Source organism: Sinorhizobium terangae, assembly GCF_029714365.1.
In the GTDB taxonomy this organism is placed as follows: domain Bacteria; phylum Pseudomonadota; class Alphaproteobacteria; order Rhizobiales; family Rhizobiaceae; genus Sinorhizobium; species Sinorhizobium terangae.
Genome location: NZ_CP121660.1, coordinates 866,918 through 891,420, shown reverse-complemented (window position 1 = coordinate 891,420; position 24,503 = coordinate 866,918). Strand labels below are relative to the sequence as shown.

Genomic DNA, 24,503 nt, shown 5'->3' with positions numbered 1-24,503 from the left:
CTCAACCCTTGACAGCCCCAAGGGAGAGCCCCCGGACAAGATGCTTTTGGACGATGAAGGCGAAGATGACGATCGGCACGCAGGCCATGAAACCGGCGGCGCTGATCTCGCCCCAATAGGTGTTGTACTGTGTCACCCGCCCGGCAATGCCGATCGGCAGCGTCTGCGACTGCTCGGTCAGTGTAATGATGAGGGACAGCAGGAACTCGTTCCATGAAATGATCAGGCAGAAGATGGCGGTCGCGGCAAGCCCCGGCCGGGCAAGCGGCAAGGCCACATGGAGGAAGGCGCCCCAGCGGGTGTCGCCGTCGACGACCGCGGCCTCCTCCAGTTCGACCGGGAGGTCCTGGAAATAGCTCTTCATCATCCAGGTCGCAAACGGCAGGTTGAAGGCGGTGTAGGCGATCACGAGCGCCGACTTCGTGTTCAGCATGTCGAAGTAGTTGAAGAACAGGTAGAGCGGAATGATGCTGACGATCGGCGGCATCATGCGTGTCGAAAGAATCCAGAACGAGATCTGCTTGCGCCACTGCCACGGATAATTGAACCGCGCCAGGGCATAACCCGCCATGGTGCCGAAAACCACCGAGACGATCGTCGTCCCGACCGCGACGAGGAAGCTGTTCAGCGCGTAGCGCAGGAAAGGACGCTGGATGAAGGCCTCGTTGTAATGCTTCAACGTCGGGTTGCGCGGCAGCCATTCCGGTGGCACGGCGAAAATGTCGATGTCGAACTTGAAGGAATTGGCGGCGATCCAATAGATCGGGAAGAGCGTCAGGATCAATGCGACCACGATCGCGAGATAGGCCGTGAGACGCGTGAGCACCTCTCTCGTACGGCTGCGTCTATGGAGGGTTCTCGTCGCCATCGTCTTCAATCCGCCAGCCGCATGCGTTTCATGAACCAGGTGCTGAGAACGATCGTCACGAACAGCACGAACAGCGATATCGCGGCCGCATAGCCGGGGTCGGCGAAACGGTAAGCGACCTGATAGATGTAAAGACTCAGCACCTTGGTGCGATCGGCCGGACCTCCACCGGTCAGGATGAAGACCAGGTCGAAGAGGCGCAGCGCATCCATGACCCGCAGCAGCAGCGCGATGGCGATCACCGGCTTCAGGAAGGGAAGCGTCAGGTCCCAGAACTGTCGCCAGGACGAAGCGCCGTCGAGCGCGGCCGCCTCGTAGGGCTCCACCGGCAGGCTCGCCAGGCCCGCGAGCATCAGGAGAAATATGAACGGAGTCCACTGCCAGACGTCGGCAACAATGATCGAGAACATCGCGAGGTTCACGTCGCCCGCCCATGCCTGCAAGGGAAGACCGAGGCGGTACATGATTTCGTTCAGTACGCCGAATTGCGGCTCGTAGATCAGCTTCCAGGTGATGGCGACCGCAATCGGCGGCAGCATCATCGGGATCATCAGCACGGTTTTCAGAAACGTCAGCCGGCGGATGAACTTGTCGAGTAGCAGGGCGAGGCCGAGGCCGAGCAGAAATTCGACCGTGACTGCCACCACGGTAAAGACGATGGTGTTGCGGAGCGCGACATGAAACTGCGCGTCCGAAAGCAGCCGTGCAAAATTGCCCGTACCGACGAACTCCCACGGCAGATCGGGGTTCGGGCTGATCCTGTGAACCGCCGCATAGAACATGTAGAGGCTCGGGAAGATCGTCAGCGCCAGCAATATCGAAACTGTCGGCGCAAGCATCAGGTAGCGCAGATGGCGCTCTGCCCACCGCTCCAGCCCGCCACCTGGTTGAGACTGTGCGGTCAATGTGCCGTCCGCGGATTTCAACATCCGTCTCTCCTGCAGACCTCTTATCGACCTCGAATCCCGACGCGAACGGGGCCCGAAAGCCCCGCTCGTGAGAACTCCGGCTATTTGAGGCCGGTGATCTGCTCGACCGCCGCCTGCGCGTTCTTCAGCGCCTCCTCCGGCGTGATGGTGCCGGCGACCGCCTTCGAGAGTTCGATCCCAAAGGCATTTTCGATCTCCGGCCATTTCGGATGGCGCGGACGCGGGGTCGAAGCCTGGATCGCCTCCATCAGCACCGGATAGTGCCGGAATTTCTCCTGCTTGGTCAGTTCAGGATCGGTGAAAACCGAGGCCCGGACGGGCGGATTGCCGCGCTCGGCGGAAATCTTGATCTGCTCGGGCGACGTTGCCCAAAGCATGAAGTCGAAGGCTTCCTGCTTGTTCTTCGATGCCGACATGATGCCCATGGTCCAATGGCCGATTTCCGAACTGCCCGGCTTCGTTCCGGCTGGAATAGCAGTATAGGAGATCTTGCCAACCATCTTCGACTGGCTCGGATCCTCAAAGGTCGCGACCCAGTTCGGCCAGTTGATCGACGAAGCGGAGGTCCCTGCGGCAAGCGCCGTGCCGACCTCGTTGGCGTTGTAGCTCTCGACCCCCTTCGGCGAGACATCGCGCAACGCCATGAACATCTTCATGGCGGCGGCACCTTCCGGCGTGTCGATCGTGACCTTGCTCCGATCGGCATTGAAGAGATCGGCGCCATAGGACCAGAAGATAGGCATGAAATCGGCAACGACCGGGTTGCCCTGCCCACCGCGGAAAACATAGCCGAAATAGCGGCCGCCGCCGTCTTCGGTCAGCTTTTTGCTCGCCTTCAGCACGTCGTCCCAGGTTTTCGGGGCGTCAACGCCGGCTTCCTTGTACTTGGCGGCGTCATAGAAGAACATCTGCGCATTTCCCACATAGGGCAGGCAGACATAGGGCCCGGAATTGTAGGGGTTGCGGCAGATCGCCAGCGACTTCGACAGGAAATCGTTGTCCGGTCCTTCCAGTCCGGCCTTCTTGAAGTAGGGCGTCAGGTCCTCCAGATGCCCGTTTTCGGCAAAAAACGGAATCCAAGGATCGTCCATCAGGATGATATCGAAGACCCCGGACTTGGTGGCGCCGGCATTGGCCCCTTGTTCGAAAACGTTGGCATAGGGCGCCTGGACGGTCTCCACCTTGGTGCCCTTCATCTTCGCGTAGTCTGCGGCCGCGGCTCTCAGGCCGTCGCCTTCGCTGCCGGATGGCACGAGGACCGTGATATCGGCCCATGCGGCACCGCTGATCGCGAGCGCGGACGCCGCGGCAGCCAAGGTGAGAAACAGTTTACGAACCATCATACACCTCCCATTCCGAGTTGTTATTCAGAGGCCGCTTTTTCGAAAGGGGGACCCCACCCTATCCGGCATGACGGAGACGCTGCTTCGAAGCGCGTTACGGCAGATTGAAAATTTCCGGCGCCTCCCTAAGCCGGAATTGCTCCCGAGTATAATTTTATCACACTGCGCGCTTTCCTCATAAGCACAACATTAGCGACAACTTAGATGACACCTTACGCAATTAGGAGGTCGCGGGGGGCCGATCTTCGGGTTGACGGCATTCGACTCTCCATGTCCCGATCAACATGTCGAGAAAGCGCTCGGCGGCGGGAGAGAGCGTCCCGCCCCGACGCCTAACGACGCCGATCGTTCGGGAAATTTCGGGAGTGCGGATCGGTCGGGTTACGAGGAAGGGGTGATCGCCCTGCGGCGTGGCCATTTGCGGTAGCACGGAAATACCGAGACCGGCTTCGACGAGCCCCAGCGAGGTCGAAAGATGCGTGACCTCGTAGAACCAGCGCAGCTTGATGTTGGATCGCGCAAGCGCGGCGTCGAGCAGCGTTCTGTTGCCGCTCGACCGGTGCACAGTGATCAGCCGGAACGGTTCCAGATCGCTCCAGCCAACCTCTTGCCTGCCGGCGAGTGGATGGTCCTTGCGTGCCGCGAGCACGAAGGGATCTTCCACCAGCCGATCGAAGATCAGGTCGGGGTCGGAGGTGCCCATGATGTTGATGCCGAATTCGACCTCGCCCCGCGCCACCGCCTGCAGGCCGTCGGTCGCCGGAAGGTCGAGAATTCGAAACCGGATGTTTGGATACTCGGCATTGAATTGCCTGATGACAGTGGGAAGAAAGTAGAAGGCCGCCGTCGGCAGGCACGCGATCGTCACCAGGCCGCTTCGTTGCACACCGACGTCCCTGACGGCAAAGAGCGACCCATCGAATTCCTCGAGCATGCGACGCACCAGCGGTATCAGCTCCGTTCCGAGTGCCGTCGGCGAGACATGCCGCGTCGTGCGCTCCAGCAGGGGCGCACCGATTGCCATCTCCAGCTTCTGGATGCGGCGGCTCAGGGCCGGTTGCGAAACATTGAGCGCCTCTGCCGCCCTGTGGAAGCCTTCCAGTTCCACCACGCTCAGAAATGCCCTCAGGTCGAGGATCTCGCAATTGATGCTCATATCGGATCAATACTCCAAAAATTTGCATTTCACATATCAATCGTGCTGCCGCTAAATGCAATAAAGCCGATCATTGATACGGCGTAAACATAAGTCTCGTGGATTTTGGCGATGAACGACCTGATTTCCGTACCCTGCGTCTTGATGAGAGGCGGCACCTCCAAAGGTCCGTTCTTTCTCGCGTCGGATCTGCCGGCGGACCAGGCCGAGCGGGACCAGATCCTGCTTTCGGTGATGGGCTCGGGCCATCCCCTGCAGATAGACGGCATCGGTGGCGGCAATCCGGTCACCAGCAAAGTCGCAATCATCGGTCCCCCCACCGTCCCCGGCGCCGACGTCGATTATCTTTTTGCGCAGGTGCGCGTCGATCAGCAGATGGTCGACACCTCGCCGAACTGCGGCAATATGCTCGCCGCCGTCGGCCCCTTCTCGATCGAAGCAGGATTAGTTTTAGCGCGAGGCGCAACGACCGTCGTCCGTATTCACAATGTGAACACCGGCAAGCTGATCGAGGCAGAGGTTCCGACGCCGGACGGCAGGGTCGCCTATCTTGGCGACGCATCGATCGACGGTGTCCCCGGCAAGGCCGCACCAATCGCGCTGACATTCATGGACGCGGCCGGAGCGCGGACCGGAAAATTGTTCCCGACCGGACAATCCCTCGAATACATCGACGGCATCGCGGTGACCTGCATCGACTGCGCCATGCCCATGGTCCTTTTTGATGCGGAGGCGATCGGCGCAACGGGAAACGAAACGGCCGCAGAACTCAATGCCGACAAGGCTGCGCTCGGCCGGATCGAAGCGTTAAGGATGGAGGCCGGCCGGCGCATGGGCATGGGCGACGTAAGCGATCAGGTCACCCCGAAGCCAGTGTTGGTCAGCAAGTCCAAGGGCAACGGCGACATCAATGTTCGGTACTTCATGCCGCACCAATGTCATCCCTCGCTTGCCACCACGGGCGCCGTCGGAATAGCCACGGCCTGCATCGCCAAGAACACCGTGGCTTCCCGGTTGACCGGCGTGCGCGCGCCACCGCTTGTACTGTCGATCGAACACCCAAGCGGCCACCTCGATGTGAAGCTGCAAGAGAGGGACGGAAAGATCGTCGCCGGCATCTTGCGAACCGCGCGACGCCTGTTCGAGGGGCAGGTTTTCGCGAAGCCTACCAAGCGCCTGTTTTGCGCGGCATAATTTGAAGTGGCTGCCGGGAGGGCGCCACGTAACCTGGAGGAACAATCATGCGTAAGCTCATGCTCGCCCTCGCGGCCACCGTTGCGTTTGCCGGATCCGCCTTTGCGGAACCGGTCCGCATCAGCGTCGGCTCGTACAATCTCAACAATCTTCCCTTTCCCGTCGCTCAGGGTCTCGGGCTTTACGAGCAGGAAGGTCTTGAGGTGACCGTCGAGAACTTTGCCTCCGGTGGCTCGAAAACGTTGCAGGCGCTGGTAGCCGGGTCGACCGACGTTGCTGTAGGCTTCTACGACCACACGATTCAGATGCAGTCACAGAACAAGGCCGTCGTCGGCTTCGTACAACTCGCGCGCAACTCCGGCCTTGTCCTTGCCGGCGGCAAGAATGCCACCTTTGACCCGGCAAAGCCGGAAACCATCAAGGGTGCGAAGATCGGCATCACTTCGCCCGGATCGTCCTCGGATTTCTTCGTTCGCTACTATCTGCAGCGTCACAATCTGTCGGCGGATGACGTTTCGCTGATCGGCGTCGGCTCCGGCTCTGCTGCCGTCGCCGCACTCGAACAGGGCAAGATCGATCTGCTCGTCAACTACGATCCGGCGGCGACCTTCATCGAAGCCAAGGGCGTCGGCAAGATCCTCGTCGATGCGCGCAGCGACAAGGGCGCCAAGGAAATCTACGGCGGGACCTATCCCACCTCCGTCCTCTACGCCACCCAAGACTACATCGACGAGAACCCCGAGACGATCCAGAAGGTCACGAATGCGACTGTCAAGGCGCTGGAGTGGATGAACAATCACTCGGCCGAGGAGATCGTCGAGAAGCTCCCGAAAGAATTCATTTCGGGCGATAGAGAAACCTACATAAAAGCCGTCGAGAACGCGAAGGCGATCTTCTCGACCGACGGCCGCTTCAACGACGAAGACGTCAAGACGCCGCTCGCCGTTCTCAAGAGCTTCAACGAGAAGGTCGCGGCGGCGGATATCGATCTATCGAAAACCTATACCGACGACTTCGTCGGCAAAGCGCCGCACGATGTCGCGAACTGATGAGGAGGAAGCCATGTCGTTGGCTGTCGTGAAACCCGTGCCGCATGCTGTCGGCGGGCAAACGCCCAAGGCGATGGTGTCGATCGATGCGGTCACCATGTCATTCGGCGCCTATGTCGCCGTTCAGGATGTCAATCTCACGGTTGCCGATGGCGAATTTCTCGCGATCGTCGGCCCGACCGGCTGCGGCAAAAGCACAATCCTCAACGCGATCGCCGGCCTCCTGAAGCCTGCGGCCGGTACGGTCTCGATCGACGGTGCGGCGGTCAAAGGCGTTCAGAACGCTATCGGATATCTCTTCCAGCAGGATGCGCTGCTTCCGTGGAAAACGGCGTTGGAGAACGTCGAGCTGGGTCCGATGTTCAAGGGCGTTGACGCTTCCGAACGTCGTCAGCGATCCATGGCCTGGCTCGCCAAGGTCGGTCTCAAGGGTTTCGAGCACCGCTATCCGCATCAGTTGTCGGGTGGCCAGCGCATACGCGTCCAGATGGCCCAGGCGCTGATTACCGGCCCAAAGGTCATTCTGATGGACGAACCGTTTTCGGCGCTTGATATCCACACGCGTCATCTGATGCAGAATGAACTCTTGCGCCTGTGGCAGGAGGAGCGGCGCGCCGTCGTGATGATCACACATGACCTCGAAGAGGCCATCGCGCTCGGTGACCGCGTCGTGGTTCTGGCAGCCGGGCCGCGCAGTCGCGTCATCGACAGCTTCACGGTCGACCTCGACCGGCCGCGCGAGGTGGCGGAAATCAAGCTCGATCCACGCTTCATGGATCTTTATCGCAACATCTGGGCGTCACTGCGCGGCGAAGTGGAGAAAAGCTATGAACGCCATGACTGAACGTTTGATCCAGCTCTGCCTCCTGACCGTCATTCTCGGCGGCTGGCAACTTGGCGTCGCTGCCGGTGTGATCGATGTCTTTTTCTTCCCGGCACCGGTAGACATCTTCAACCAGGTCATATCCTGGGTGACCGACACCGATTTCTATCGCCATGTGACGATCACGCTGACAGAGACCGTGCTCGGTTATCTCATCGGCACAGGCCTTGGCGTCGCTGCCGGCGTCTGGCTCGGACTTAGCCGCAGGACGGCTCGCATTCTCGATCCATTCATCAAGGGTCTGAACGCGATCCCGCGCGTCGTCCTCGCGCCGATCTTCGTGCTGTGGCTCGGTCTCGGCCTCTGGTCGAAGGTGGCACTCGCCGTAACGCTCGTCTTTTTCGTGACGTTCTTCAACGCCATGCAGGGCGTGCGTGAGGTGAACCCGGTCGTTCTGTCGAATGCCCGCATTCTCGGGGCAAAGCGGTCGGACCTTTTGCGCCACGTCTATTTTCCGGCCGCGGCAAGCTGGATCCTGTCCTCGCTGCGCACCTCCGTCGGCTTCGCGGTCGTTGGCGCCATCATAGGTGAGTATCTCGGCGCCTCTGCCGGTCTCGGCTACCTGATCGCTCAGGCCGAAGGAAACTTCGATGCAGTCGGCGTATTTGCCGGCATCATCATACTGGCAATCTTCGTGCTGATCATCGACAGCCTTCTCGACGTGGTCGAAAAAAGGCTGATCAAATGGCGGCCGAGCGCTGGCGAGCGTCCCGCCTGAAGCAAACTCCGTAAGCCGGAAACAGGGCCTCCCGAAACGGAGGCCCTGTTGCTTTCGCGCGAGTGTCCGACCGCGCCGTCACCTCCGCCCCACATCAATTCAGCGGCAGTCGGCGCGCATTCCACTCGCTTTTCGGCACTGCGCCACCGATGGCAAAACTGAAGGAAACCACCGATGTCGCCTCGGCGTCGACCTCGCATTTGAAGTCGACGTTGTACCAGTTCGCCTTGCTCCGGTAGGCGCTGCCTATGGCGGTAACCGCCGAAGTCGAAATAGTTCCGGCGCGGGCGAGCATATCCGGGAAAGTACCCGGCCTCTGGTTGCGGATCTGCTCCAGCGCCTCGATGCTGCAGATCTGCGCGACGCGTGCCTTGACGGGGAGCTTGCCAAGCGCCTGCTTGATGCGCGGGTTCGACAGCGCATTTGGCGAAAAGAGTTCTTTCGCCGGCACGAGCTCGTCGGATTTCTGTTCGACTTTGGCGCCTGCCGGCTCCGAGGACTGCTGTTTCTCCGCCGTTTCCGGCAGTGGCTTTTGCGCGGGAACCGGCACGCTTTCAAGGGACGCCGCTTCCGCCTCGCCCTCTTGGGTCGCCGCATCCGGTTGCGGTGTCGCCAGCACCGGCGGCGCCGGTTTGGGCTCAGGCATTTCGCGCGCGGTCTCTGTCGCCGGTGCCGTCGGCCTCGGCTGTTCGACGACTTTCGGAACGTCCTGTGCGTCACTCGGGCCTTGCGGCGGCCGCTGCGCTTCCTTTACTTCGGCGCGCACTGACGCGGATTCGAAGACCTGCGGCTGCGCGGCGGATGGGGTGGCGGTTGATTTCGCAGGCTCCGTCTGCGGCTTTTCTGCCGGCTTCGGGGACGGCGGCGGAACCAGTTCGACGTTGACGCTCTGCTCTTTCGCCGGTTCCGGCGTTGCTTCGGGCAGCTGGAAAAGCAACAGGAACGCGACGGTCAGATGCAGGGCAACCGACGTCGGCATGCCCCATCCGATCTCTCTCTTCGGCGCGTTGGCGAACTGTTGCATTGCTCAAAAGACAGCGGGCTGCACGGGCGGAGGCCAGAGCGCAGGACGAGGCAGTTTCTCATCCCGTTCCAGCCTGTAACGGTCATCGTCAAATAAGGACTCGCGTGGCCGTGAACAAGCGGAAAGTCCCGACGCGCCTCCCACGCTCCGGCCGACGGTCTCTCATCACGACTTCGTGGCTTCGGGCCTCGGCCGTCGCGGTTCATGATCTCGCCGGATGTCACGCGTACAGTTTCGCCTCTGTCAATTGCCCAGCGCGGAAAGGAGGTGCTTCGATGAGGTTCACACGGCGAAGCGTCCTTCAGGGACTTGCATTGGCTGCATCATTGCCGGCGATGGGTCACTCGTCGCACGCCGAGCCTGCCGGCGCGATCCGCAAGGTGATCCCGTCGAGTGGCGAGGAAATACCGGCGATCGGACTCGGAACCTGGATCACCTTCAACGTCGGCGATGATCCGCTGCTGAAGGACGAGTGCGCCGCCGTGATGGCTGCCTTCTTCGAGGGCGGCGGACGCATGATCGATTCCTCTCCCATGTACGGGTCCTCGCAACCGACCATCGGCTACGGTCTTAAGAAGCTCGGATATCCCGATCGCCTGTTTTCGGCCGAGAAGGTCTGGATTTCCGATCCGGCAAGCGGGGCGGAACAGATCGAAGCCTCTCGCGCCCATTGGGGCGTTGAGAAATTTGATCTCATGCAGGTCCACAATCTCGTTTCCTGGGAAGATCATCTGCCGATGCTGTTCGAGATGAAGGCAAAGGCGCAGCTGCGTTATGTCGGCATCAGCAGCTCGGAAGGACGCCGACATCGGGAAATCGAACGCATCATGGCGAGCGAGCCCATCGATTTCGTGCAGGTCACCTACAACATCCTCGATCGTGAGGCGGAGGAGCGCATCCTGCCCCTGGCGCGGGAGAAAGGCATCGCGGTCATCGTCAACCGACCGTTCCGCCAGGGCAGCTTGATCCGGCAGCTCGACGACGAACCCTTGCCCGAATGGGTTGGCGAGACCGGGGCGCGGAGTTGGGCGCAGTTCCTGCTCAAGTTCATCATCTCGCATCCGGCCGTCACCTGCGCCATACCGGCGACGACCCGCGTCGACCATGTGCGCGAGAATCTCGAAGCCGGCGGCGGCGTGCTGCCTGACGAGACGATGCGGCGGCGCATGGTCGACTATGTGGAGGCGTTGTGACCGCCGCCCTCCAGTGCCCCCGAACGGACGAGCCGTGAGGTCGATGGATGTCGGAATGGTGGACCTACACCCCTGCCGATTTCCTGATGTTTTCGCCACGCGTCTATGTTCGCCTCATCGAGCGCTACAATCAGGACTTCTGGCCGCTTCACCTCGTTTTCGTGGCCGGCATGCTGGCGATCATGGTTCTCGTGCTCAGGGAGGTGCGCTTGGCAAAGGTCGCGCTTCTGCCGGCCTTGGCCGTGGCCTGGATCTTTTGCGGATGGCAGTTCCTCTGGCTTCGCTATGCAACCATAAACTGGGGCGCGAGCTATACAGCGATGGCGTTCTTTGTTCAGGCGGGGCTCCTGGCACTTCTCAGCCTTGATCCGAACCATTGCGTCGCCGTGAGCCGATGGCGCCGCTACGGCGGGTCGGTTCTTGCCCTGTTCGCGCTCCTGGTTCACCCGCTTCTCGCCCCGTTGTCGACGCGTTCGCTGGCCGCCGCCGAAATCTTCGGCATGATGCCCGATCCGACCGCGATCTCGACGCTTGGCGCGGTGCTGGCGATCAGAGGACGACGTCTCTTGCTGCTTCTGCCGATCCCGCTCCTGTGGTGCGGGTTCAGCGGCCTGACCCTCACGGCGATGGAGGATCGCGGCGCAATCGTCCCGATTGCCTCCATCGTCCTTGTCTCAGTTTTGCTGCTGATCCCTGACCGATGCCGAACCTCGCCCAAAGAGCGATGAGAAAACCTTTTTCCTGTTGACAGACTGCGTGAGAAAAGGTTTTCTCTAGTTTAACTACGGGAGGGTGCTGCACTGGACAATCCGGCCAACAGACGCGTGACCATTCATGACGTGGCTGCGGCAGCAGGCGTCAGTATTTCAACGGCTTCGAAGGCGCTGAACAATACTGGCCGCATGGGCCCCGAAACGCGCGAGAGGGTGAAGCGGATCGCGGGCGAAATCGGCTTCAGGCCGAACGCGCTTGCGCGCGGATTGCTCAGCAAGCGCAGCTTCACGATCGGGCTCCTGACGAACGACACCTACGGCCGTTTTACCTTGCCGGTCATGGCGGGAATTTCGGAAGCATTGGTCGATCACGGTGTCTCGGTATTCCTGTGCGCCATCGAAGACGATCCGGCGCTGGGGCAGATCCATGTCCAGGCCATGCTCGACAAGCAGGTCGACGGCATCATCGCCTCCGGCAAGCGCCTGGACCGACGTTTGCCGGTCGATCTGTCGAGCCTGCCGGTCCCGGTCGTCTATGCCTTTACCGAAGGAACCGAAAACAGCGTGACGCTGCGCTCGGATGATGCGCAGGGCGCGCGTCTTGCGGTCGAATGGCTGGCAAAGCTCGGACGCCGCCGGATCGCGCATATCACCGGGCCGGAGGATTTCTTCTCGGTCCGGGAGCGCGCCAGCGCCTACCGGGACGTTGCCGGCGATGTCGAGCCCGTCCTTTACGGCATCTGGGCGGAAAGCTGGGGTCATGAGGCCGTCGGGTCGATCTGGGCTCGGCCCGGCGAAAAGCCGGATGCCATCTTCTGCGGCAACGACCAGATCGCCCGTGGCGTGGTGGACGCCTTGCGCGAGCGCGGCGTCAGGGTCCCGGAAGATGTGTCGGTGGTCGGCTTCGACAACTGGGAGATCGTCGCGGCACAAACCAGACCGCCGCTGACGTCCGTCGACATGGATTTGAAAGAGCTTGGCCGCGAGGCCGGCCTGACCGTGCTCGCGCTCGCAGAGGGGCACCGCGTCGAGCCGGGCGTGAGGAAATTGCCGTGCCGGTTGGTTGTCCGGCAATCGTGCGGGGGCGCGAGCCCCACGGAATAACGAAACGGCGCGAGGAGGCGCCACAACGGGAGGAGTGCCATGATCAAGCGTCTATTGGCAGCAACGAGCATCATTACCTTGTGTCTGGCGTCCGGCGCGTCGGCCGCCGAGAAGATCGAAATGTGGGTTCGTTCCGGCATCGGCGAATCCTTCAAGAAGGTCGTCGAGGCCTACAATGCCAGCCACGAGAACCAGGTCGCCATGACGGAGGTGCCGTTCTCCGAACTGGTGCAGAAATATGCGACCGCGATCGCGGGCGGGCAGGCCCCCGACGCGCTTTCGCTCGACCTCATCTACACTCCGGCCTTTGCCGCCGCCGGCCAGCTCGAGGACCTGACCGATTGGGCGAAGGCCCTGCCCTACTTCAATTCGCTCTCACCGTCGCACGTCAAGCTCGGTACCTACCAGGACCGCATCTACGGCCTGCCGCTTTCGGTCGAGACTTCGATCTTTGCCTGGAACAAGGACCTTTACAAGAAGGCCGGCCTCGACCCGGAAAAGGCGCCGACCAGTTGGGAGGAGATCGAAGCCAATGCCGAAAAGATCCGCGCGCTCGGTGACGATATCTATGGCTTCTACTTCTCCGGCGGCGGCTGCGGCGGCTGCATGATCTTCACCTTCACCCCGCTCGTCTGGGGTTCGGGTGCCGACATTCTCTCCGCCGACGGCAAGACGGCGACGCTCGATACCCCGGAAATGCGTAAAGCCGTCGATATCTATCGCTCTATGGTCAAGAAGGACCTGGTGCCGGCGAGTTCGGCCAGCGACAACGGCGTAAACTTTCTGACTTTCACGAACGGCAAGATCGGCCAGCAAAGCATCGGTGCCTTTGCCATCGGCACGCTGGTGACCGAAAACCCCGACATCAACTTCGGCGTGACGCTGATCCCCGGCGTCAACGGCGGAACCTCGTCCTTTGCCGGCGGCGATAACTTCGTCATCACCAAGGGCACGAAGAAGATCGACGCGGTGAAGGAATTCCTCGAATACACCTATTCGATGGACGGCCAGAAGGTGATGGCGAAATACGGCAGCCTGCCGACCCGCGGCGATATCGCCGACAAGGTGCTTGAGGGTCTCGATCCGCGCATGCAGGTGGGCATCAAGGCGATCGAAGTCGCCAAGACACCCTACACGCTGCAATTCAACGATCTGATCAACAGCGCCAACGGCCCTTGGGCGACGTTCACCAATGCGGCAATCTATGGCGACGATGTCGACGGGGCATTCTCGAACGCCCAGTCGGAAATGCAGTCGATCATCGATACTGGCCAGTGATTGCAGGCTAGAACCGGGGCCGAAGGCAATCCTCCGGCCCCTCTCTTGAACAGGCGGAGAATCGCGATGGCCGGCCCTGGCCCAGGAAAAGCATTGCCCGTGCGCAGGAGACGGCGCCGCTCGCAGTGGCGCGGGCTTCTTTATATCGCCCCGGCGATGGCCCTCGTCATCGTCTTCTTCGTCATGCCGGTGCTGTTTACCGGGTGGATGAGCCTGCACAACTGGCCGCTGCTCGGTTCGCCGCGCTGGATCGGCTTCAACAACTATTTCCGCATGGCGAACGACGCGCGCTTCGTCTCGGCGCTGCGCTTCACCACCTACTACACCGTGATCGTGACGATCGCGATCTTCGCCGTCGCCTTCCCGCTGGCGATCTTCGTCGAGAAACACCGTCGCTTCGTCGGCGCCTACCGCACCATCATCTTCCTGCCTGTCGTCGTCGGTCTCGCGTCGGCGTCGTTGCTCTGGGTTTGGCTCGCGAATGTCGACAGCGGCTTCATTGGTCCTGCCCTGAAGGCGCTCGGGCTCGTTGAAAAGAGTCCCAATCTGCTTGCGACTTTCGATAGCGCCTTCTTCACGATCATCGTCATGGTCGTCTGGAAGATCGCCGGCTTCACGATGATCATCCTGCTCACGGGCCTACAAGCGATTCCATCAGAACTGACCGAAGCCGCCCGCATCGACGGCGCCGGTCGGTGGCAGCGGTTCCGTTATCTCACCTTGCCATTGATGCGCCGGACGATTGCGCTGGCGCTGATCATTTCGGTGACAGGCTCGATTCTCGCCTTCGACCAGTTCTACATCATGACGAGCGGCGGGCCGCAGAACCGGATGATCTCCGTTGTCTACTACATCTTCAACCAGTCCTTCGTGTCCTTCAATCTCGGCTACGGCGCGGCTCTCTCGATCGCGCTCTTGGCTATCCTCGTGGTTATCAGCGTCGTGCAATTGCGGCTGCTTCGCGTCGGGGAGGATCGTCCTTGACCTTTTCCAAGATGAACCCCTCCATGAGCCTCTCCAGCCGGCGCCGGGCGCGCAAGGCGTTCCAGGCAGAATCCACCTATCACGCAACGGGTGTGGCGATCGCGCTCTTCTTCCTGGCGCCCTTCGCCATCACCCTGCTCGCGTCGTTCCGACACGGAACGGAGGCCCGTCTGCCGCCATTGCCGCCGTGGCCGGCGAACGGCATCAGCCTCGACTCCTATCGCTCGCTCGACACCTTCGGCGCCGGTGTCTGGCAGCACACGTTCAATTCACTGCTCGTGTCGCTCGCAACCGTCGCCTTGACCGTCGCCGTCAGCGTCCTCGCCGGCTACGGCTTCTCGCGCTACCGCTTTCCGTTGAAGAACGTGCTGTTCGTCTTGATCATCGCCACGCTGATGATCCCGTTTCAGTCGATCCTCACGCCGCTCTTCATCATCCTCGCCAGGCTCGGGCTCAACAATTCGCTGTTCGGGCTGACGCTCGTCTATGTGACGCTGCAGCTTCCCTTCTCGGTCTTCATGATGCGCAATGCCTTCGATGCGGTGCCGAAGGAGATCGAGGAGGCGGCCCGTATCGATGGTGCCCGCGACCTCAAGCTGCTCTTTCGGGTGCTGATGCCGCTGGTGCTGCCGGGCATCGCGACCGTCGCGATCTTCGCTTTCCTCAATGCCTGGAACGAATTCCTGGCAGCCCTCGTGCTCTTGTCGAGCAACGAGAAATATACGCTCCCGGTGCTGATGATGGCGGTGCGCGCCGGTCGTCTCGGCGCCGTCAACTGGGGCGCGGTTCAGGCCGGCGTCGCCGTCATGACCCTGCCCTGCCTCGTCGTCTTCCTGCTTCTGCAACGCTACTACATGCGCGGGCTGATGGCCGGCGCCGTCAAATGAACTCCAGCAAACGGATGAAGTCATGAACAAACCTCGACACGATCGCCAGTTCCGCCCCCTCCCTGTTCCGAGCGTTGAAGTGCACGGGCTTTTCGGCGATCGCCAGGACGCGATCTGCGAATCCACCGCCGAAGTCCTGCTCGACCGCTGCGTCGAGGCTGGGATGCTCAGGGCGATCGACGTCGACCAGCCGAGCCCCGGCATCGTCATCCCGCTGCAGGCCTGGTCGGGCTCGACGCAGATGTTCTGGGACAGTGACCTCGGAAAATCGATCGAGACGATTGCCTATTCGCTCTACCGCAAGCCCAACGCCAGGCTCGAGGCACGGGTCGATGCGATCGTCGACATGTATGAAAAGCTGCAGGACAAGGACGGTTACCTGAACGCCTGGTTCCAGAGGGTGCAGCCCGGCCGGCGCTGGACCAATCTTCGCGATCATCACGAGCTCTACTGTGCCGGTCACCTGATCGAGGGAGCCGTCGCCTACTATCAGGCTACGGGAAAGCGCAAGCTGCTCGACGTCATGTGCCGCTTTGCTGACTATATGATCAAGGTCTTCGGCCATGGCGAAGGGCAGTTGCCGGGCTACTGCGGCCATGAAGAAATCGAGCTCGCGCTCGTAAAGCTTGCCCGCGTCACGGGCGAGAAGAAATATCTCGATCTCGCCAAGTTCTTCATCGACGAGCGCGGCAGAGAGCCTCATTTCTTCACCGAGGAAGCGATCCGCGACGGCCGCGATCCGAGGCAGTTCATCCAGAAGACCTACGAATACAATCAGGCGCATCTGCCGGTCAGAGAGCAGAAGAAGGTCGTCGGCCATGCCGTGCGCGCCATGTATCTCTACTCCGGCATGGCGGACATCGCGACCGAATACAACGACGACACCCTCACCTCGGCGCTCGAAACCCTTTGGGACGACCTGACGACCAAGCAGATGTATGTCACCGGCGGCATCGGGCCGGCGGCTTCGAACGAAGGCTTCACGGAGTATTACGACCTTCCGAACGAGAGCGCCTATGCAGAGACCTGCGCCTCAGTCGGTCTCGTCTTTTGGGCAAGCCGTATGCTCGGACGCGGCCCGAACAGGCGCTATGCGGACATCATGGAGCAAGCGCTCTACAATGGCGCCATGGCCGGTCTTTCGCTCGACGGGAAGACATTCTTCTACGAGAACCCGCTTGAAAGCGCGGGCAAGCATCATCGCTGGGTCTGGCACCATTGCCCCTGCTGCCCGCCGAACATCTCGCGGCTGCTCGCCTCCATTGGCTCCTACATGTACGCCGTCGCTGACGACGAAATCGCCGTCCATCTTTACGGCGAGAGCAAGGGACACTTCGAAGTCGGCGGTGTGAAGGTCGAGTTGGCGCAGAAGACGCGCTATCCCTGGGACGGTGCCATCCGCTTCGACGTCACGACGCAGGATCCGGTGCGGTTCTCGCTGTCGCTGCGCATTCCCGAATGGGCGCAAGGCACAGCATTGAAACTGAACGGCGAGGCGATCGATCTTTCGGAGGTAACGATCGACGGCTACGCTCGCATCGAGCGCGAATGGCGAAGCGGCGACCGCGTGGAGCTCGATATCCCGCTGACGCCGCGCACGCTCTGGGCCAATCCGCAGGTGCGGCAGGACACTGGCCGCGTCGCGCTCATGCGCGGGCCTCTCGTCTATTGCGCAGAGGCAACCGACAACGGCGCGGGCTTGAACGGGATCGTGCTTGGTTCCGATGTCTCGAAGGCAAAGACTGCAGAAATCGCTGAGCTGCGCGGGGCAGTCGCGCTCGACATTCCCGTCGCCCGTGACAACGCGGATGACTGGGGACCCACGCTCTATCGCACGACGCCGCCGAAGGTGAACCAGGCGACCGCCCGCTTCGTTCCCTACCATCTATGGGACAACCGCACGCCCGGCGAAATGCTCGTCTGGCTGCGCGCCGGTGAAGTCGGGCGGTGACGGCATGAATGAAACCGGAGTTGTATTGACGGATATTCGCAAGAACTTCGGCAGCCTTGAGGTCATCCATGGCATCGACCTCAGGATTGCCGAAGGCTCTTTCGTCGTCTTCGTCGGCCCGTCCGGCTGTGGCAAGTCGACGTTGCTGCGCATGATTGCGGGCCTCGAGGAGGTCACCGATGGCGAGATCGAGATCAAGGGTCGCAACGTCACCGATCTCGATCCCTCCGACCGCGGCATCGCGATGGTCTTTCAATCCTATGCCCTCTACCCGCACATGAGTGTGCGCGAAAATCTCGCCTTCGGCCTCAAGATGGCGCGCACCGAAACGGTGGAGATCGATGCGCGCGTGAAAGCCGCCTCCGCAATCCTGAAGATCGACCACCTGCTCGACCGTCGCCCAGGCCAGCTTTCTGGCGGCCAGCGCCAGCGCGTCGCGATCGGACGGGCGATCGTGCGCAAACCCGATGTCTTTCTGTTCGATGAACCGCTTTCCAACCTCGATGCGGAGTTGCGCGTTTCGATGCGCATCGAGATCGCCAGACTTCATCGCGAGCTCGGCAATACGATGATCTATGTCACCCACGATCAGACCGAGGCGATGACGCTCGCCGACAAGATCGTCGTGTTGCGTGACGGCCGCATCGAGCAGGCAGGAACGCCGCGCGAGGTCTACGAAAATCCCGCCAATATCTTCGTTGCGGGCTTCATCGGTTCGCCGCGTATGAACCTGCTCGACGCCGTCTGGTTGGGCAATGGACGCGTCCGCGTCGCGGGCAGCGAGATGTCGGTGCCCGTCGCCGGCGAGGGCTTGCAGATCGGAGAAAAGGTTTCCTTCGGAGCGAGGCCGGAGCACCTTTTCGTGACCGACGGCGGAGAGGAACACATTCCTGCAAAAGTCGATTTTGCCGAATATCTCGGCGGCACCCAGTATCTCTATTGCCAGCTTGCCGATGGCCAGCCGCTCATTGCCGAATATCGCTCGGGACCGGAAATCAATGCCGGCAGCACGATAGCCCTTTCGGTCGACGACAATCAGCGGCGGCTGTTCGCGGCGGACGGGCGGCGACTGAGCTGATCCGGGATACTGCTGGAGCGGCAGGCCGGTATCCAAGGCTTGCCGCCTCCCTCACCTTCCTCTTTCGCCGACGCGCGCCAAGACGAAGTCGTGCTCCACCTCCCAGAAGTCGCCTTCGAAGTCATATTCCTTCGCACGCACCGGGTCGTGCGTCCGCTTGAACTCAGCGAGCAGGCTTTCCTTCACGCCGAAGACCGCGTCGGAACTGATGTAGGGGTCGTCCGGATCGAAGATGTGCGTGATCAGTGTCTCGAAGCCACCGGCCTTGATGATGTAGTGCAGATGGGCCGGACGGTTGGGATGGCGGCCGAGATGGTCGAGCATCTGACCCACCGGCCCGTCGTTCGGGATCGGATAGTATTTCGGCTTCACCGCGCGAAACCAGTAGCGCCCGTCGAGCCCGGTCCGGAACACCCCGCGCAAGTTGAAGTCCGGCTGGATACCTTGCTGCTGGACGTCGTAGAAGCCCTCGTCGTTCGCCTGCCAGACATCGAGCACGGCGTCGGCGATCGGGTTGCCGCTGGTATCGAGAATCCGCCCCTGGATGAACAGGTCCTCGCCCTTTTGGTCGAGGCAGATATTGGCGCCCATCTCAAGTTCCGGAGCTCCCTTGACGTGGAAGGGGCCGAGCACGGTGCTTTCGGAGGCGCCGGAAGGCTTGCGGTTGTTGATGGCATCCACGAGCATCGAGACGCCGAGCGTGTCCGACAGCAGGATGAACTCCTGCCGCCACTCGTTGCACATCTGCCCCGTTCTGGTCAGGAACAGGATCGCTTGCAGCCACTCCTCCTGCGTCGGCTCGATTTCCTTCACGGCCTCGTGCAGCTTGCGGATGACGACTTCCATCACCTGCTTCAGCCGCGCGTCCTTGGCGTTCTTGTTGCGGCCCGTCACGACCTCGATGGAATTCTCTTCGGTGAAAAAACCTCGTTCATGCGCTTCCATAGTGGTCCTCACTTGTCGAGTATCGCCGTCATCACGCGATAGAGTTCGGCGACGGGATCCGCAGCGATGACGTCGCTGCGCCAACAGACGTGATGATCCGGGCGCACCAGTACGATGCCGCTGTCACGCACCTCGCGCGCGTTCGCCCAGTCGCCGGAAAAATCCTGCCAATGCTGGCGCGGCCCGATCACGTGGGCGGCGATCTCGATGCCGAGCTCGCGGCCGACCGCGCGGGCGGCCTCGATCCAGCCCTCCCCGCCGATGCCAGTCAGAACCGTGAATTTGCCGTGGCCGGTCAAATCCAGGGTCGAGGCCTTGGTCCCGTCGCCGGAGAAAACCCATGCATGCGGCAGCCGCGCCCCCGGCCATGTCGTCGGTTGATAATGCAGTTCCGCATCCTTGGTGAAGGCGGGCTCGGCCTGCCCATCGGTAACGATCGCATCGGAACGGTAACGCTGGTTCATCTCGACACCGTGAGCATCGAACTCATAGACCTTGTCGGCGATCGATTTGCGGATCGCTGCGCGCTGCTCTTCCGCGGCCGCTGTGTTGTTACAGCGGGCATCCATGTTCTGCTGCATCTTCACCGGGTCAATGGAGTCAAGCAGGCCGAGCGCCTTGAAGATCGGGCCGAATTCCTCGATCGACTTGTTGGCCCGGGTGACGATCTGCTTGGCAACCGGCGCACGCTCTGCGCCGTAGCTGTCGAGCAGCTTCGAGCCGGCCTTGCCCTTGAGCACGAAGGCAAGCTTCCAGGCAAGATTGAATGCATCCTGAATGGACGTGTTGGAGCCAAGCCCGTTCGAGGGCGGATGGCGATGGGCCGCATCCCCCATGCAGAATACGCGGCCGTTGGACATGGTCGTCGCATACATGTTGTTGACCGTCCAAGTGGAGACCTGTTTGATCCGCGGCTCCAGATCCGGTACCCCGACAAGATCGCGCACCACCTTCTTGGCATGCGCCTCGTCTACCTCCGGCGGCGGCTGGTTGATGTCGTAGCCCCAGACGATCAGCCATTCGTGCCAGGGCTGAACCATGCGCACGAGACCCATGCCGATGCCGCCGACATCGGCGCCCGGCTGAAGCACCCAATAGAGCACCGAAGGTCGATGCGCGACATAGCGCGAGAGATCGGCTTCGAACAGGATATTCATCGAACCCGCGACGCCCATCTTGCCCTCGAAGGTAAGCCCCGCATGCTCGGCGACCTTCGAATTGCCGCCATCGGCGCCGATCAGATATTTCGAGCGGATCGTGAACTCCTTGCCGGTCAAGCGGTCGACGCACGTGGTCGTGACGCCGTCGGCATCCTGCTGATGGCTTATGTATTCCGTAGACATCCGGGCCTGCGTGCCACGTGAGCAGGCGGTCTTGAACAGGAGCGGCTCCATGAAGGTCTGCGGCAGGTCGTTCATGTGGCTTGGGGAGGACAGCTGGTGCTCGGCGCGGCTCAGCGGGTGTTTGCCCCAGCTCTTCATGCGGCCGATCTCTTCGCCCGCAAGCGACGTACAGAACACGTTCTCGCCCATCAGGTCCTGCTCGGCGGCGAACATATAGGCCTCATCCTCGACGTCACGGCCAAGATCGCGCAGAACCTCCATCGTGCGCTGATTGGTGATGTGCGCGCGTGGCGTATTGGCGAGCCACCGGTAGCGATTGATCACCACGTTTTCAATGCCATAGGTCGAAAGCAGCGCGGCCGTGGCCGATCCCGCAGGCCCGGTGCCGATGATGAGTACGTCCGTAGTGATGTCAGCCATGAGGCCCTCCCTTATGCGCTCGATTGAGTGATCCGCCCCGCAAAAGGCGGCGAACCGGAAAAAGCTGGATACCGGTGCGGTCCGAGAAGAGGCCCCAGAGACCGCGCGGCGCGAAAAGCATGACGAGAATGCCGATCAGGCCCAGCATCAGGAGATACCAAGAGCCGTAGCCGGCAAGGAGATTCTGCAGGAAAAAGAAGAGAATGACCCCGACGATCGGCCCCTCGACCGTGCCGATGCCGCCGATCACGACGATGAAGATCACATAGGCCGTCCAGTCGATCACCGAGAAGGCCGCGTCCGGCGAGATGCGCGCCTTCTGTACGTAGATCAGCGCGCCGGCGATGCCGGTCATGAACGAGGCGGCGAGATAGACGAGCGCCTTCATTCGTCGCGCATTCACGCCAACCGCCCGCGCCGCCTGCTCGTTGTCGCGCACCGCCGCCAGGCCAAGCCCCTGCTTGCTGCGCAACAGCCCGTAGACGAAGCCGATGGTCGACACCAACAGGATCAGCGCGATCCAATAGGTCAGCGCATCGCTGGACGCAGACGCCTTCATGCCGAAGACGTCGCGCATCAAACCGACACCGATCATCTCACGGGTCGCCTCTCGCGGCAGCGACGTTCCGGTCCCGCCGCCGAGCGCTTTCCACTGCGCCAGCAGCAGGCGGACGACCTCGGCGATCACCCAGGTCCCGATCGCGAAATACGGCCCCTGAAGCCGGAAGGTGAAGAAGGCGGTCGGGATCGCGAGCAGCATCGAAAGCACGCCTGCAGTCAAGATGGCAATGAGTGGATCAACACCGAACAGGATGACGCAGGCGAACATCGCATAGGCGCCGAAGCCGACGAAGGCCTGCTGGCCGACAGAAATCAACCCGGCGTAACCCGCGAGCAAATTCCAGTTCTGCGCGAGCACAAGCATCGTCAGGATGAAGAACAGATCCTGGACGACACCGCGCGATACGAGGAACGGGACCGCAAAGGCGAGCAGCAACGCGGCACCCGCGGCAAGAGCGAAGGCTGCCGACGTCTTGTTTCGGGTTTCGACCTGCCAGGATGGAATGACGAGCGACATCGATGCACCTCAATCCACGGCGCGCGGGAAAAGGCCGCGCGGTTTGAAAAGGAGAACCAGGAGAAAGGCGAGATGCCCGGTGAGGATCTGCCATTCGGGGTTGATTGCAGCGCCGACCGTCTGCGCGATTCCCAGAATGACGCCACCGGCAAGCGTGCCCCAGAGCGAGCCAAGTCCGCCGATGATGACAGCCTCGAAGGCGTAGATCAGCCGCGCCGGTCCTGACGTCGGTTCGAAATTGGCGCGCGTGCCGAGATAAAGGGCTGCAATAGTCACGACCACCATCGCCAGGCCGGTTGCAAGCGCGAACATCCTTTGCGGGCGGATGCCCATCAGGCCTGCAGTTACCGGATCGTCCGAGGTGGCGCGAAAGGCGCGGCCGACGGCAGTGCGATAGATCAGCTGGTTGAGGCAGACGATAACGGCAACCGCAGAAAGAAAGGTCATCAGCGGCATGATGCCGGCATTGACGGGGCCAAGCGCGATCGATGCCGATTCGAGGCTGCCGGTCGAGACGCGGCGGCTATCGGCGGAAAAACCTTCGAGCAGTCCATTCTGGATCACGATCGACAGGCCGAAGGTCACGAGCAATGGCGGCAGGATGTCCTTGCCGAGCGCGCGATTGAGCAGGAAATATTGCAGCGCCCAACCGGCAGCAAACATCAGCGGGGCAGCAATGAGCGCGGCGACGAAGGGGCTGACGCCGAGCGCGGTGACAAGCGCAAGAATGACGAAAGCGGCGAGCACGATCAGGTCGCCATGGGCGAGGTTCACAAGCCGCATGATTCCGAAAACGAGGCTCAAGCCGGCAGCGAAAAGCGCGTAGAGCCCGCCGAGCAGCACGCCTTGAAGAATGGTATCAAGCCAGTTCATGGCGCTCCGCTCCGAAGTAAGCCTTGTGGATCTCATCATGGCCAAGCTCCGACGCGCGGCCGGAGAGCGTGATCCGTCCCTCCATCATGCAGTAGACGCGGCCAGCAACTTTCAGCGCCTGGCCGATGTCCTGCTCGACGATGACTATGGAGGCGCCGCTTGCGCGAATGCGCGGAAAGGCGGCATAGATAGCGCGCACGACTGCCGGCGCGAGACCGAGGCTGATCTCGTCGCAAAGCAGCACGCTCGGATTCGACATGAGCGCCCGACAGATCGCCACCATTTGTTGCTGGCCGCCGGAGAGGGCCATCGCCGGGCTCTTGCGCCGCTCTTTCAGAACCGGAAAGAGCGCATAGAGGCTGTCCAGCGTCCACTCGCCCTGCGCCCTGCGGCCGTATGCGCCGACAAGCAGATTTTCCTCGACGGTCAGCGACGGAAAGAGCTTGCGCCCTTCGGGCACCATGGCGATACCGCGGGCAAGAACGTCGGGCGCCGGCAAGGCGCCGATCGGCGCATCGTTATGGAGAATTGAACCCGGGTCATTGGCAAGGACACCAGATATCGAACGCATCAACGTCGTCTTGCCGGCGCCGTTCGCGCCGATAATGGCGATCGTCTCGCCGGCATCGACGGTGATGTCGACGCCAAAAAGCGCCTGGAAATCGCCGTAGAAGGCCTTGAGCCCCTTGGTTTCGATCAGCGCCATCAGATCTCGATCCCCAGGTAGATTTCGCGCACCTCGCGCGAGGCCATGATTTCATCCGGCTTGCCGATGCCGATCACCCTGCCGAAATGCAGCACCAGCAGGCGCTCGACGACGGAGTTCAGCGCATGCAGCACATGTTCGATCCAGATCACCGCGACGCCTTTGGCATGGATGGAGCGGATGGTGGCGACCAGCGAGCGGCATTCGCCTTCGGTCAACCCGCCGGCGATCTCGTCGAGAAGCAGGAGCTTCGGTTCGGTGGCGAGCGCTCGGGCGAGTTCCAGCCGCTTGCGCTGCAAGAGCGTCAAGCCGCCTGCCAGGGCGTTGGCCTTGTCGATCAACCCGGTGTCGACAAGGATTTCCGCGCAGCGGTCGGAAACTTCCGCTTCCCGTCGCCGCGTGCCGAAGGAACCGGCGACAAGCAGGTTTTCGAAAACGGTCAGTTGCTCGAACGGCTGCGGTATCTGGAATGTCCGCCCCATTCCCGAGAGGCAGCGCGCCATCGGCGGCAGACGGGTCACGTCCGCCCCACAGAAATGGATCGTTCCGCTGTCCGGCGCGATGTTGCCGGTGATGAGGTTGAAGAGCGTCGATTTTCCCGCGCCGTTCGGCCCGATTATCCCCAGCGCTTCCCCCTCGCCGACCGCAAGGGAGATCTGCTCGGCGACCGTCAGAGCGCCGAACTTCTTCGACACCTCTTCCAGTTTGAGAATGGCCATTCACGTTCCTCCCGTGAACAAGTACCCTCCCGCCGTCCCACGCGGCGGCAGGGCGTTATCCCGTCTC

Annotated in this window: 23 protein-coding genes; 12 read left to right on the top strand and 11 right to left on the bottom strand. The window is 61.7% G+C overall.

All coding sequences use genetic code 11. From position 1 onward, the window contains the following. Position 1: 1 nt before the first annotated feature. From QA637_RS22855 to QA637_RS22840, 4 genes are all read right to left on the bottom strand, one after another. Entirely contained in the window at positions 2-868 is an 867-nt protein-coding gene (locus QA637_RS22855) for a carbohydrate ABC transporter permease (protein ID WP_153437267.1), read from the bottom strand. A 5-nt stretch (positions 869-873) separates the two neighbouring features. After that, a complete protein-coding gene (locus QA637_RS22850) occupies positions 874-1,797 on the bottom strand; it encodes a carbohydrate ABC transporter permease (RefSeq protein WP_153437268.1) in 924 nt (307 codons plus the stop codon). An 80-nt stretch (positions 1,798-1,877) separates the two neighbouring features. Beyond that, entirely contained in the window at positions 1,878-3,137 is a 1,260-nt protein-coding gene (locus QA637_RS22845; RefSeq protein ID WP_153437269.1) for an ABC transporter substrate-binding protein, read from the bottom strand. Between the two features lie 223 nt (positions 3,138-3,360). Beyond that, the gene (locus tag QA637_RS22840) at positions 3,361-4,296 is read right to left on the bottom strand and encodes a LysR family transcriptional regulator (RefSeq protein WP_153437270.1); all 936 of its coding nucleotides are present in this window, start codon (positions 4,294-4,296) and stop codon (positions 3,361-3,363) included. Between the two features lie 111 nt (positions 4,297-4,407). Between QA637_RS22840 and QA637_RS22835 the strand changes: the two genes are divergently transcribed. Genes QA637_RS22835 through QA637_RS22820 form a run of 4 tightly spaced genes read left to right on the top strand, consistent with a single transcriptional unit; the run spans position 4,408 to position 8,140 of the window. Then, a complete protein-coding gene (locus QA637_RS22835; RefSeq protein WP_153437271.1) occupies positions 4,408-5,490 on the top strand; it encodes a 4-oxalomesaconate tautomerase in 1,083 nt (360 codons plus the stop codon). A gap of 47 nt (positions 5,491-5,537) precedes the next feature. After that, positions 5,538-6,539, top strand: a complete 1,002-nt coding sequence (locus QA637_RS22830) for an ABC transporter substrate-binding protein (protein WP_283067071.1) — start codon at positions 5,538-5,540, stop codon at positions 6,537-6,539. A gap of 13 nt (positions 6,540-6,552) precedes the next feature. Beyond that, on the top strand, positions 6,553-7,383 hold the full coding sequence (locus tag QA637_RS22825) for an ABC transporter ATP-binding protein (RefSeq protein ID WP_428843162.1): 831 nt from the start codon (positions 6,553-6,555) through the stop codon (positions 7,381-7,383). Beyond that, positions 7,367-8,140, top strand: coding sequence for an ABC transporter permease (locus QA637_RS22820; protein ID WP_283067070.1), 774 nt, complete (start codon positions 7,367-7,369; stop codon positions 8,138-8,140). The genes QA637_RS22825 and QA637_RS22820 overlap by 17 nt, the downstream gene beginning before the upstream one ends. 94 nt (positions 8,141-8,234) lie before the next feature. Here QA637_RS22820 and QA637_RS22815 read toward each other — a convergent pair whose 3' ends face one another. Then, the gene (locus QA637_RS22815; RefSeq protein ID WP_283067069.1) at positions 8,235-9,119 is read right to left on the bottom strand and encodes a DUF930 domain-containing protein; all 885 of its coding nucleotides are present in this window, start codon (positions 9,117-9,119) and stop codon (positions 8,235-8,237) included. Positions 9,120-9,439: 320 nt separating this feature from the next. Between QA637_RS22815 and QA637_RS22810 the strand changes: the two genes are divergently transcribed. The 8 genes from QA637_RS22810 (at position 9,440) to QA637_RS22775 (ending at position 18,352) form a co-directional block, all read left to right on the top strand. Beyond that, on the top strand, positions 9,440-10,357 hold the full coding sequence (locus QA637_RS22810; protein ID WP_153437276.1) for an aldo/keto reductase: 918 nt from the start codon (positions 9,440-9,442) through the stop codon (positions 10,355-10,357). A 47-nt stretch (positions 10,358-10,404) separates the two neighbouring features. Continuing rightward, positions 10,405-11,085: a DUF6064 family protein gene (locus tag QA637_RS22805; RefSeq protein ID WP_283067067.1), complete on the top strand. Its 681-nt coding sequence runs from the start codon at positions 10,405-10,407 to the stop codon at positions 11,083-11,085. 111 nt (positions 11,086-11,196) lie between these two features. After that, the gene (locus QA637_RS22800) at positions 11,197-12,174 is read left to right on the top strand and encodes a LacI family DNA-binding transcriptional regulator (protein WP_346283786.1); all 978 of its coding nucleotides are present in this window, start codon (positions 11,197-11,199) and stop codon (positions 12,172-12,174) included. Positions 12,175-12,213: 39 nt separating this feature from the next. Next, entirely contained in the window at positions 12,214-13,452 is a 1,239-nt protein-coding gene (locus tag QA637_RS22795; protein WP_283067063.1) for an ABC transporter substrate-binding protein, read from the top strand. A gap of 66 nt (positions 13,453-13,518) precedes the next feature. Next, complete coding sequence (locus QA637_RS22790) at positions 13,519-14,436, top strand: carbohydrate ABC transporter permease (protein WP_153437280.1); 918 nt, start codon at positions 13,519-13,521, stop codon at positions 14,434-14,436. A gap of 23 nt (positions 14,437-14,459) precedes the next feature. Beyond that, the gene (locus QA637_RS22785) at positions 14,460-15,323 is read left to right on the top strand and encodes a carbohydrate ABC transporter permease (protein ID WP_153437322.1); all 864 of its coding nucleotides are present in this window, start codon (positions 14,460-14,462) and stop codon (positions 15,321-15,323) included. 22 nt (positions 15,324-15,345) lie between these two features. Further along, positions 15,346-17,274: a glycoside hydrolase family 127 protein gene (locus QA637_RS22780; protein WP_283067061.1), complete on the top strand. Its 1,929-nt coding sequence runs from the start codon at positions 15,346-15,348 to the stop codon at positions 17,272-17,274. Positions 17,275-17,278: 4 nt separating this feature from the next. Further along, positions 17,279-18,352, top strand: a complete 1,074-nt coding sequence (locus QA637_RS22775) for an ABC transporter ATP-binding protein (protein WP_283067059.1) — start codon at positions 17,279-17,281, stop codon at positions 18,350-18,352. Positions 18,353-18,403: 51 nt separating this feature from the next. On the opposite strand, the gene QA637_RS22770 is transcribed toward QA637_RS22775, so the two are convergent. From QA637_RS22770 to QA637_RS22745, 6 genes are read right to left on the bottom strand one after another with little or no spacing between them, the layout of a single operon-like run. Further along, positions 18,404-19,297, bottom strand: coding sequence for an intradiol ring-cleavage dioxygenase (locus QA637_RS22770; protein ID WP_153437283.1), 894 nt, complete (start codon positions 19,295-19,297; stop codon positions 18,404-18,406). 8 nt (positions 19,298-19,305) lie between these two features. Next, complete coding sequence (locus QA637_RS22765) at positions 19,306-21,060, bottom strand: FAD-dependent oxidoreductase (protein WP_283067057.1); 1,755 nt, start codon at positions 21,058-21,060, stop codon at positions 19,306-19,308. Continuing rightward, positions 21,053-22,138: a branched-chain amino acid ABC transporter permease gene (locus tag QA637_RS22760; RefSeq protein ID WP_153437285.1), complete on the bottom strand. Its 1,086-nt coding sequence runs from the start codon at positions 22,136-22,138 to the stop codon at positions 21,053-21,055. The genes QA637_RS22765 and QA637_RS22760 overlap by 8 nt, the downstream gene beginning before the upstream one ends. A gap of 9 nt (positions 22,139-22,147) precedes the next feature. Further along, positions 22,148-23,011, bottom strand: coding sequence for a branched-chain amino acid ABC transporter permease (locus QA637_RS22755; RefSeq protein WP_283067056.1), 864 nt, complete (start codon positions 23,009-23,011; stop codon positions 22,148-22,150). Beyond that, positions 22,998-23,717: an ABC transporter ATP-binding protein gene (locus QA637_RS22750; RefSeq protein ID WP_153437287.1), complete on the bottom strand. Its 720-nt coding sequence runs from the start codon at positions 23,715-23,717 to the stop codon at positions 22,998-23,000. The genes QA637_RS22755 and QA637_RS22750 overlap by 14 nt, the downstream gene beginning before the upstream one ends. After that, a complete protein-coding gene (locus tag QA637_RS22745) occupies positions 23,717-24,436 on the bottom strand; it encodes an ABC transporter ATP-binding protein (RefSeq protein ID WP_153437288.1) in 720 nt (239 codons plus the stop codon). The genes QA637_RS22750 and QA637_RS22745 overlap by 1 nt, the downstream gene beginning before the upstream one ends. Positions 24,437-24,503: the final 67 nt, after the last annotated feature.

Excerpts from the sequence above, each read along its gene's own strand:
- QA637_RS22855 (WP_153437267.1), bottom strand. The coding sequence starts at position 868 with ATGGCGACGAGAACCCTCCATAGACGCAGCCGTACGAGAGAGGTGCTC.
- QA637_RS22850 (WP_153437268.1), bottom strand. The coding sequence starts at position 1,797 with ATGTTGAAATCCGCGGACGGCACATTGACCGCACAGTCTCAACCAGGT.
- QA637_RS22845 (WP_153437269.1), bottom strand. The coding sequence starts at position 3,137 with ATGGTTCGTAAACTGTTTCTCACCTTGGCTGCCGCGGCGTCCGCGCTC.
- QA637_RS22840 (WP_153437270.1), bottom strand. The coding sequence starts at position 4,296 with ATGAGCATCAATTGCGAGATCCTCGACCTGAGGGCATTTCTGAGCGTG.
- QA637_RS22835 (WP_153437271.1), top strand. The coding sequence starts at position 4,408 with ATGAACGACCTGATTTCCGTACCCTGCGTCTTGATGAGAGGCGGCACC.
- QA637_RS22830 (WP_283067071.1), top strand. The coding sequence starts at position 5,538 with ATGCGTAAGCTCATGCTCGCCCTCGCGGCCACCGTTGCGTTTGCCGGA.
- QA637_RS22825 (WP_428843162.1), top strand. The coding sequence starts at position 6,553 with ATGTCGTTGGCTGTCGTGAAACCCGTGCCGCATGCTGTCGGCGGGCAA.
- QA637_RS22820 (WP_283067070.1), top strand. The coding sequence starts at position 7,367 with ATGAACGCCATGACTGAACGTTTGATCCAGCTCTGCCTCCTGACCGTC.
- QA637_RS22815 (WP_283067069.1), bottom strand. The coding sequence starts at position 9,119 with ATGCCGACGTCGGTTGCCCTGCATCTGACCGTCGCGTTCCTGTTGCTT.
- QA637_RS22810 (WP_153437276.1), top strand. The coding sequence starts at position 9,440 with ATGAGGTTCACACGGCGAAGCGTCCTTCAGGGACTTGCATTGGCTGCA.
- QA637_RS22805 (WP_283067067.1), top strand. The coding sequence starts at position 10,405 with ATGTCGGAATGGTGGACCTACACCCCTGCCGATTTCCTGATGTTTTCG.
- QA637_RS22795 (WP_283067063.1), top strand. The coding sequence starts at position 12,214 with ATGATCAAGCGTCTATTGGCAGCAACGAGCATCATTACCTTGTGTCTG.
- QA637_RS22790 (WP_153437280.1), top strand. The coding sequence starts at position 13,519 with ATGGCCGGCCCTGGCCCAGGAAAAGCATTGCCCGTGCGCAGGAGACGG.
- QA637_RS22785 (WP_153437322.1), top strand. The coding sequence starts at position 14,460 with ATGAGCCTCTCCAGCCGGCGCCGGGCGCGCAAGGCGTTCCAGGCAGAA.
- QA637_RS22780 (WP_283067061.1), top strand. The coding sequence starts at position 15,346 with ATGAACAAACCTCGACACGATCGCCAGTTCCGCCCCCTCCCTGTTCCG.
- QA637_RS22775 (WP_283067059.1), top strand. The coding sequence starts at position 17,279 with ATGAATGAAACCGGAGTTGTATTGACGGATATTCGCAAGAACTTCGGC.
- QA637_RS22770 (WP_153437283.1), bottom strand. The coding sequence starts at position 19,297 with ATGGAAGCGCATGAACGAGGTTTTTTCACCGAAGAGAATTCCATCGAG.
- QA637_RS22765 (WP_283067057.1), bottom strand. The coding sequence starts at position 21,060 with ATGGCTGACATCACTACGGACGTACTCATCATCGGCACCGGGCCTGCG.
- QA637_RS22760 (WP_153437285.1), bottom strand. The coding sequence starts at position 22,138 with ATGTCGCTCGTCATTCCATCCTGGCAGGTCGAAACCCGAAACAAGACG.
- QA637_RS22755 (WP_283067056.1), bottom strand. The coding sequence starts at position 23,011 with ATGAACTGGCTTGATACCATTCTTCAAGGCGTGCTGCTCGGCGGGCTC.
- QA637_RS22750 (WP_153437287.1), bottom strand. The coding sequence starts at position 23,717 with ATGGCGCTGATCGAAACCAAGGGGCTCAAGGCCTTCTACGGCGATTTC.
- QA637_RS22745 (WP_153437288.1), bottom strand. The coding sequence starts at position 24,436 with ATGGCCATTCTCAAACTGGAAGAGGTGTCGAAGAAGTTCGGCGCTCTG.